Source organism: Moraxella sp. 179-F 1C4 NHS (assembly GCF_045370505.1).
Classification (GTDB): Bacteria; Pseudomonadota; Gammaproteobacteria; order Pseudomonadales; family Moraxellaceae; genus Faucicola; species Faucicola tetraodonis.
In genome coordinates this window covers 12,988-21,168 of record NZ_JBIQEC010000030.1, presented here as the reverse complement: position 1 = coordinate 21,168, position 8,181 = coordinate 12,988, and the positions used below count along the sequence as shown (strand labels likewise).

The 8,181-nt window shown below is 42.4% G+C and carries 8 protein-coding genes and 2 tRNA genes; 3 read left to right on the top strand and 7 right to left on the bottom strand.

Annotated elements, in window-relative coordinates:
• Positions 1 to 113 precede the first annotated feature (113 nt).
• The gene (locus tag ACH0AB_RS10715) at positions 114 to 638 is read left to right on the top strand and encodes a hypothetical protein (protein ID WP_406878143.1); all 525 of its coding nucleotides are present in this window, start codon (positions 114 to 116) and stop codon (positions 636 to 638) included.
• Positions 639 to 764: 126 nt separating this feature from the next.
• Positions 765 to 2,138 carry a 3-deoxy-D-manno-octulosonic acid transferase gene (locus ACH0AB_RS10710; protein WP_406878142.1) on the top strand — a complete coding sequence of 458 codons (1,374 nt, stop codon included), beginning with the start codon at positions 765 to 767 and terminating at the stop codon, positions 2,136 to 2,138.
• A gap of 135 nt (positions 2,139 to 2,273) precedes the next feature.
• Here the strand turns inward: ACH0AB_RS10710 and ACH0AB_RS10705 are convergent, their stop codons facing one another.
• The 4 genes from ACH0AB_RS10705 to ACH0AB_RS10690 all read right to left on the bottom strand — a co-directional run bounded on the left by ACH0AB_RS10705 (position 2,274) and on the right by ACH0AB_RS10690 (position 5,023).
• Positions 2,274 to 3,074: a 3-hydroxybutyrate dehydrogenase gene (locus tag ACH0AB_RS10705; protein ID WP_036589350.1), complete on the bottom strand. Its 801-nt coding sequence runs from the start codon at positions 3,072 to 3,074 to the stop codon at positions 2,274 to 2,276.
• Between the two features lie 66 nt (positions 3,075 to 3,140).
• On the bottom strand, positions 3,141 to 3,923 hold the full coding sequence (locus tag ACH0AB_RS10700; RefSeq protein WP_060994805.1) for an acetoacetate decarboxylase: 783 nt from the start codon (positions 3,921 to 3,923) through the stop codon (positions 3,141 to 3,143).
• A 231-nt stretch (positions 3,924 to 4,154) separates the two neighbouring features.
• Complete coding sequence (locus ACH0AB_RS10695; protein WP_406878141.1) at positions 4,155 to 4,871, bottom strand: 16S rRNA (uracil(1498)-N(3))-methyltransferase; 717 nt, start codon at positions 4,869 to 4,871, stop codon at positions 4,155 to 4,157.
• Positions 4,872 to 4,933: 62 nt separating this feature from the next.
• Positions 4,934 to 5,023, bottom strand: a tRNA-Ser gene (locus ACH0AB_RS10690).
• A gap of 478 nt (positions 5,024 to 5,501) precedes the next feature.
• Between ACH0AB_RS10690 and ACH0AB_RS10685 the strand changes: the two genes are divergently transcribed.
• Entirely contained in the window at positions 5,502 to 6,839 is a 1,338-nt protein-coding gene (locus tag ACH0AB_RS10685) for a dicarboxylate/amino acid:cation symporter (RefSeq protein ID WP_007116316.1), read from the top strand.
• Positions 6,840 to 6,915: 76 nt separating this feature from the next.
• Here ACH0AB_RS10685 and ACH0AB_RS10680 read toward each other — a convergent pair whose 3' ends face one another.
• From ACH0AB_RS10680 to ACH0AB_RS10670, 3 genes are all read right to left on the bottom strand, one after another.
• A complete protein-coding gene (locus ACH0AB_RS10680) occupies positions 6,916 to 7,221 on the bottom strand; it encodes a CopG family transcriptional regulator (protein WP_406878140.1) in 306 nt (101 codons plus the stop codon).
• A 214-nt stretch (positions 7,222 to 7,435) separates the two neighbouring features.
• Positions 7,436 to 7,924: a hypothetical protein gene (locus ACH0AB_RS10675; RefSeq protein WP_309577310.1), complete on the bottom strand. Its 489-nt coding sequence runs from the start codon at positions 7,922 to 7,924 to the stop codon at positions 7,436 to 7,438.
• A gap of 180 nt (positions 7,925 to 8,104) precedes the next feature.
• A tRNA-Asn gene (locus ACH0AB_RS10670) sits at positions 8,105 to 8,180 on the bottom strand.
• Between the last annotated feature and the right edge of the window lies 1 nt (position 8,181).

Here is an 8,181-nt window from a genome sequence, read left to right as displayed (position 1 = left end):
TGGCGACTTGATGATATCGATAAGCTATTCTTCTACTTTATGTGGATTTGTGGTAGTTTTTAATTTCTTTTACTATAGCTTATGGTAGTAGCTATTTTAAAGCTGCAGAAAAATTGCAAGAATGCCTTGATGAGTGTGGGGATTATATTCTCCCTATAGCCATGCTATCAGCTTTTTCAGTAGAATTATACTTTAAGGGGCTATATACTGAAGTAAAAGAATACTATGGTGAGGGAGAAAATACGGGTGTCAAAAAATTTTCAGAATATTCAAGTGATGAATTCAAAGAAAATTGGCAAGTAAAAGGTAGTATGCTTGGTAAGGAAATAGAATCTTTAAACAAAGGTAATCATGACTTACTAAGATTATTTGAAAATTTAGAGAAAACGAAACCTAGGGTTTATAACAATTTGCTCGAACAATATCAAAAACATTTGAAAAGAGAATTACTAGATGATTTGAAGGAATGTAAAGATATTTTCAAAGATGGCAGATATCCTTATGAAACATTATCCAATGAAGCATTTGAGGGTGTATGTAATAAACAAAAGAAAGAAAAGATTGTCATAGCAAATTTTAATGAGATTTATTACTTAGCAAAATTTCTTTATACAGATGCAAAGCCATATGAAAATTAAAGTTGTCATTTGGATAAAATGATTGGATTCGCTAATAGATAAAAATAAGGATTTTGTAAGTCAAAGATTGCTATTTTTACCCCTGTTTTCTAAAATACCGCATTTTACCATTGCCAAAGAATCGCCATGCAAGCCACGCCTTTTTATTACCGCCTATCGATGGCGATGTTCAAACCCCTATACCAACTCAAGCTGCAAATTAACAAAACCTTGCCCAATGAGATTGAGCAGCGATTTGGTAAAGTCTATCCTGCCATCACCACCCAAAAACCGATGATTTGGTGTCATGCGGTATCACTCGGTGAAACCAATACCGCCGAACCGATTTTAAGAGATTTGCTCGCGCAAGGCTATGCCCTGTGGGTGACCAATACCACCCATACAGGCTATAATCGTGTCGAGCAGCTGTTTGCGCCTGAGATAGCAGCCGGCAAGGTGTACCATAGTTTTGTACCGGTTGATAGCAAAGCGGTGATTGATAAATTTTTGGCCCATGTTCAACCCGTCGCCGCGCTATTTATCGAGACTGAATTGTGGGGTACCACGCTTGCTGAACTGAACAATCGTCAAATTGCCACGATTTTGGTCAATGGCCGCTTGTCTGAAAAATCTTTTAAGGGATACCAAAAAGCTGCCAAGCTTAGCCAAAGTATGATGGAGAACTTAAGCCTTATCATCGCCCAAGACAGCGATTCTGCCAAACGCTTTCGCCAATTGGGCGCTACCAGTGACAAAATCCGCATTGCCAGCTCGCTTAAATGGTCTAGTAAAACCAACCCGTTGATGCTAAGCCGTGCCGAAAAGTTACGAGAAAGTTGGCACTTGTCAGATCGCGCCGTGATTTTGGCAGCCAGCACCCATGAAGGCGAAGAATTGGCAATTTTAGACAGCTTTTTAACCGTGAAAGCCCAGTATGCCAACCGTCATCCGCTGCTCATTATCGTACCACGTCATCCCGAGCGGTTTGATGATGTCGCCAAATTGATTGATGCCAAAAATTTGCCGGTGATTCGGCGTAGTCAAGATGGCGAACCTGCCAAAAATGAGAGCGTTTATCTGGCAGATAGTATGGGTGAACTTGGCGTGTGGTATGCACTCTCAGACATTGCCATTGTCGGTGGGTCTTTAGTCAATATCGGGGGGCATAATCCGATTGAAGCAGCCATTGTCGGCAAGCCAATTATTATGGGGCAGTATACCCAATCTTGCCAACTGATTGTGGATCAGTTAAAACAAGCGGGTGCATTGGTGCAAGTCAATGGTAGTGATGAATTAACGCAACAACTGGCTCGCTGGCTTGCCAACCCAAAAGCCGCCCAAACCGCGGGTCACGTCGGGCAAATTTTAGCAGAAAAATATCAAGATGCGACCAAGCAACAACTTGCCATGATCATGCAATGTATCGCTGATAATAAGGAACAGCTTATAAAATCAGAGATTCAAAAAATTGATCATGAACCTGTGGCGAGTGATGGTCGAAAGCTCATTGACGATCTGTAACCTATGCATTAACCATTTATATAGATTGCAGACGCAAAAAAAGGACTAGCCAAGCTAGTCCTTTTTTATCAGTCAGTTTTGTAGCCTATTCTTGTAGTCTATTCTTGTACTTCGGTTTTATAAGCCAATAGTCAGCTATTTCATAAACCAGCCGTGACTTGCGATAAATGATTGACCGGTCATCGCATTGGTTGGGAAAGCGGTTAAGAATAAGGTTAATTGAGCGATATCATCGGTTGTGGTAAATTCACCGTCAACGGTTTGACCCAGCATCACGTTTTTCACCACTTCTTCTTCAGAAATGCCTTTTTCTTTGGCTTGTTCTGGGATTTGTTTTTCAACCAGTGGGGTTTTGACAAAGCCTGGGCATACCACATATGAACGCACGTTGTGAGCTGCGCCTTCTTTAGCCAATACGCGGGCTAGACCTAATAGCGCGTGTTTGGCGGAGACGTACGGCGCTTTTAAGGCCGATGCTTCATGCGAGTGTACCGAGCCCATATAAATAACAGTACCTACTTTATCATTTTGATACATGTATTTAAGTGCCGCTTTGGTAGTCAAAAAAGCACCGTCTAGATGAATAGCAATCATTTTTTTCCAATCCGCGTAGCTAAATTGGTCGATGGGGTTGATGATTTGGATACCGGCATTGGACACCAAAATATCAATATCCCCAAATTCTTGTACCAGCTTATCCACGCCAGCATTTACCGCGTCTTCATTGGTCACATCCATGGCAATGGCAACCGCTTTACCGCCTGCAGCTTTGATTGCATCCACGGTTGCTTGCGCCGCATCTGGGTTGATATCTGCAATACCTACCGCAGCGCCTGCTTTGGCATAGGTTTCTGCGATATCGCGACCGATACCACTTGCAGAGCCAGTGACGAGTGCGACTTTACCTGTTAGATCAGTAGTGAGTTGAGTAGCCATATTTTTCTCCTTAAGTTTTTATGACAAAGTGGTTTTATTATGACGGTTTTACTTATTGAAAATTAATTATTGAAAGTTACTATCGGGACGGGCTTGCGCATCGGCAATGTAGTCTACCGCTACTTCTCCCAATGCAAGGGTGAGATTTGCGATAATATGAGAGGTTTTGACGATTTCTAGCACAGGTAATTTTGACACGGGTGCCATCACATGGTCAAATAACTGTAAGGTAGCAGGTCCTGTGTAGGCTGCTTTAACTTCTACATCGGTCAAATAATAACGCACCAACTCGCAAATACGCGGCGTGCCATCGACATGGGGAATGAGTTTTAACAAATAATTGGGCGTTTTTTCCATATTGGCTTTGACAGTGGCTTTGTCCAGCTCATCATATTTATATGCCATAGTGCCTGTGGCTACGCGCACACTACCATAGTCGAGGGTGCCAAGTAGGGTGTCGGTGTTGTCGACGGTTAATACAGGCGATGCCATTTTTTTTGGAAAACCCCACAGCTCACGCCCGCCCGCGGTAGGTCCAAAGTCATCCAAAAACATACAATGGGTATAATTGGCATGACGGCCTTCGGCATCAATCACTTCAATCACTTGTCCTGATTCGGTATAGTTGCCAAACCCTGTGCTGTTGGGCATGCGGATAAACTCGTAACTCACCAGCGCGTCATCAGTGATTTGGAGTGGCTCAGGTACGATAGCACGCAGTTTTTCGGGATCAGTGCGGTAGGTGATAATAAAGTATTCGCGGTCAAAAAATTCGTAAGGACCATTCGAACAAGGTGGGGCAGTAAAAGGCATAAACGTCGCGTTATCTAAGATATCACTCGCTTTCATGAACTTTCCTTTTTATCTCGTTATATTATCTAGTCATGTTGTTTAGTTATGAAATATTATTTAATTTTATCGTTATGACATGAAGCAGGAAATATCATACACCCTTATGCAAAATCAATCCCAAGACAAAATTGTTATGTTGTTGTAATGATTTTTTCAGACTCGCGTCGGCTTAACTTTGGCGACAGCAGGTTAGCTGACGGCAAGGTAGGGCTGTTCTTATGGGCTATTTTATTGGCTAGTTAACAGTGCATGACCGCAGAGCACACTCACGGCATTCTCAGTGCGTAAGATGCGATTGCCAATATGCGCTGCTTGGCAGCCAGCGGTTTTGAACAATTCGACTTCATAATCGATCCAGCCGCCTTCAGCCCCAATCACTAGCACATGTGGCAAGACATTGTCCCACACTTGGGTAAACGGCTCATTGGCATAAGGATGTGCCAAAATCGCCTGTTTACCTGCGATTAAAGTAGGTAGTTCATCTTCAACAAAAGGTTTTAAGCGTTTTTTGAGGCTCACGGTCGGGCTTACGGTATCACAGGCTTGTTGTAAGCCTTCATGGATATAGCTGTCAAGTTGAGTTAAAAATGGGGTTTGCCAGTAACTCTTTTCACTACGGTAACTATTGACCAAGATAATATGCTGGGCACCCATCGCCGTCATGTCCAAAAATAGACGACGCAATACCTTGGGGCGGGGAATTGCCAAAATAACAGTCAGTGGCAATTTGACAGGTGGCGCAATAGTACAGTGGATTTGTGATAATTCGATACTTGAATCGTGGATATTGCTCACAACCGCTGTGCCTAAATGACCATTTTTGATACCGACTTTCACCGTATCGCCCAATGTCACTTTAAGCACCTGTTTTAAATGCATAACGCTCGTTTTATCATCAATAATAGCGGTCGATGAGGTATTTTGCGGTAAAAGAATGATATTCATAAGGATAAATCTTAGGCAATAAAAAACCCCAAAACTTAATTAAGTCAGGGGTTTTTTTAATATGGCGGAAGCTGAGAGATTCGAACTCTCGAAGGGCTCGCACCCTTGCCGGTTTTCAAGACCGGTGCATTCAACCGCTCTGCCAAGCTTCCAAATTGTGGTGGCTATTATATACAAGTGAAATAACAATGCAAGCATTTTTTTACATTAATGCAAAAAATATTAGCAAAAGAAATCTAAATAGAAAGCTAAATAGAAAGTTGGATAACTATGCTGTACACCTTGGCTTAATACCTGAGCTTCATACCATGCGCTGATTTTAAGCAAAGTATTGAAGCAAAAAACGCTTAAAAACCCATCAATCCTGCATCTAAAAATATTGATACAACGGATTGTTTTAGTGCCTTCATTTGAGCCATTGCTACTTAACAATAATGTTGAAAACTACCTTGCTGATACGTTATCACATTGTTAATATACGCAGCACTGCAATCCATTAGATTTTCTAATGATTGCTGATAAAATTCTAAAGGTTGTGCGACTATTTGGCTAAATTTATTCCACAATTTTTATCGCAAATGTAACCTTATCCCAGTTTTAGGGTTCGTCAGATAAAGGAGTGTATCTGTCATGATACCTATCGATACCACGACACTCGTGGAACCCCCCAAACCCCGTAAATGGTACCAAATTCTGTATGTACAAGTGATTATTGCCATTGTACTGGGTATCTTGCTTGGTGTATTTGCCCCAGAAGTGGGCGAGGCAATGAAACCACTGGGTGATGCATTTATTAAATTGGTTAAAATGATTATCGCCCCCGTTATTTTCTTGACAGTGGTGACGGGTATTGCTGGTATGAGCAATATGAAGCGAGTCGGTCGTGTTGCTGGTAAAGCGATGCTGTATTTCATTACCTTTTCAACCTTAGCATTGATCATCGGTCTTGTGGTTGCCAATGTGCTGCAACCTGGCGCGGGTCTCAATATCGATCCAGCCACGTTGGCAACAGGGAAAGATGCGGCTAAAGTGTCTGAATATGTTAGCAAAGCGCACGATAGTACCATTACCGGTTTTTTGATGAATATCATTCCGGAAACCATGGTAAGTCCACTGACGGAAGGGAATATCCTGCAAGTATTATTTGTTTCAGTGCTGTTTGGTGTTTCGTTAGCATCCGTGGGTGATCGTGCTCGTCCCGTGTTAAACTTCTTTCAAGAGTTATCTGCGCCTGTGTTTAAAGCGGTTGAAATCTTGATGAAAGCTGCGCCGATTGGTGCGTTTGGTGCGATGGCATTTACCATTGGTAAGTATGGCGTGCACTCACTGGGTAACCTAGCCTTTTTGATAGCCTGTTTTTATATCACTTCATTGCTATTTGTGCTGGTGGTGCTCGGTGCTGTAGCACGTTACAACGGCTTTTCAATCATCAAGATGATTAAATACATCAAAGATGAATTGCTATTGGTGTTAGGGACTAGTTCATCAGAAGCGGCACTACCAACCTTGATGCAAAAACTTGAACGCGCAGGCTGCGAAAAATCAGTGGTCGGTTTGGTGATTCCAACAGGGTATTCATTTAACCTAGATGGTACCAACATTTATATGACCATGGCAGCGTTATTCATCGCGCAAGCCTGTAATATTGATTTGACATTGACCCAAGAGATTACGTTATTATTGGTCGCAATGTTAAGCTCAAAAGGCGCGGCAGGTATCACGGGCGCTGGTTTTATCACCTTGGCAGCGACTTTGGCGGTGGTGCCAACTGTGCCCATCGAAGGTATGGCGCTTATCTTAGGGATTGACCGCTTTATGTCAGAGTGCCGTGCATTGACCAACCTAACGGGTAATGCCTGTGCGACGATTGTCGTGTCACGTTGGGAAAATGCGCTAGACAAACAGCGCTTGGACGCAGCGCTCAATGGTCAGCCATTACCGCCTATTGAGCATCATCCCACTGTATAAGCGTATAAAAGCGTTGATGAATCGTAAAAAACCCAAAACATATGCGTTTTGGGTTTTTTTATGGGGCTAAAAATGCCTAAGGTTTTGCCGTATCGTTTGCTTTGGCTTCTGGCTCATTGGCTGTCTCTTCAATCGCTTCAAAAATCACCTCATCGGACACCCCTTGACGCTTCAGCTTTTCGATAAAACGGCTGTCTTTGGCAAGTGAGTAGCCGACATTCTCGGCATCGAGTCCCCGGCGAATATATAAGCGGATCAAGCCTTGAATACGTGGAAACCCATGATTTTTGGCGACTTGGGTCAACAAATCCCGCATTTCTTCAGTGATTTTGATATGGATAGGAACCATGACTTGTTGATTTTTTTTGATTTTACTAATCATTTGCATGCCTCGCGTGTGATCAATTTTTAGCAATGAAGCTAGATGTAACCAAATTATCAATTAGACGGAAAATTTAGCGCAATTAGATATCTTTAACCTAGTGTAATTATTTCATTGGCGAGAAACAAGCAAGGCAAACGTAAAATTCCTACAAAAACCTTAGCCAAATGTTGGATTAGCTTAACGCTCGATGCGACCATCAAGCTAATTTTCTTTACAAAATTTGTTGTTCCCAATAGGTCTGTACCGATTTATCACATTGATAAACCTTCTCAACGATGCGATCGGCAGGGGCATTATTCACTTTTTTTACCAATTCAACCCACAGTTCAGGCGTACCGAATTCAATAATCACATTGAACAGGGGCGTCATATCGCGCTGCAACAGCGATTGGTCAATCATATATGCCGCAAACACACACGCTTTCGGGTTTTTATCAGCCACGGCGCGATAAGCCATGCCATCAAGCAAGGCTGGCACGGTGATTTTGAATTCTGGTAAAAGCTGCATGGCTAAATGCGCGCTATCAGGCAGCTTGATAAGCTCAATAAATTGGGTGATTAAGTTTTCATAGTAAGATTTATCATCTGGCGACAGTTTACCTTGCTGCTGATCGCTTACTAGCTGGGTGATGCGGTCTTTATTAATCGCTTGTTGCAGGGTCAAAAATTGAGATTGGGTAGGGGAAAACGACAGTGTCATAAGTAGTATCTTATCAATAGTATCTTATAGTAGTACTAGTAGTACTAGTAGTACTTTAGCAAGTGAGATAATAGGGTATCAAACAAAGGCGTAGTAAACAGCAAATTGCTAAACTTTGCTCATAAAAAAACCCATTCACAAGGGAACGGGTTCAAAATATACAACAGAATCTGGCTTGATTGGCTCTCCAACCTGGGCTCGAACCAGGGACACATGGATTAACAGTCCATTGCTCTACCGACTGAGCTATTGGAGAA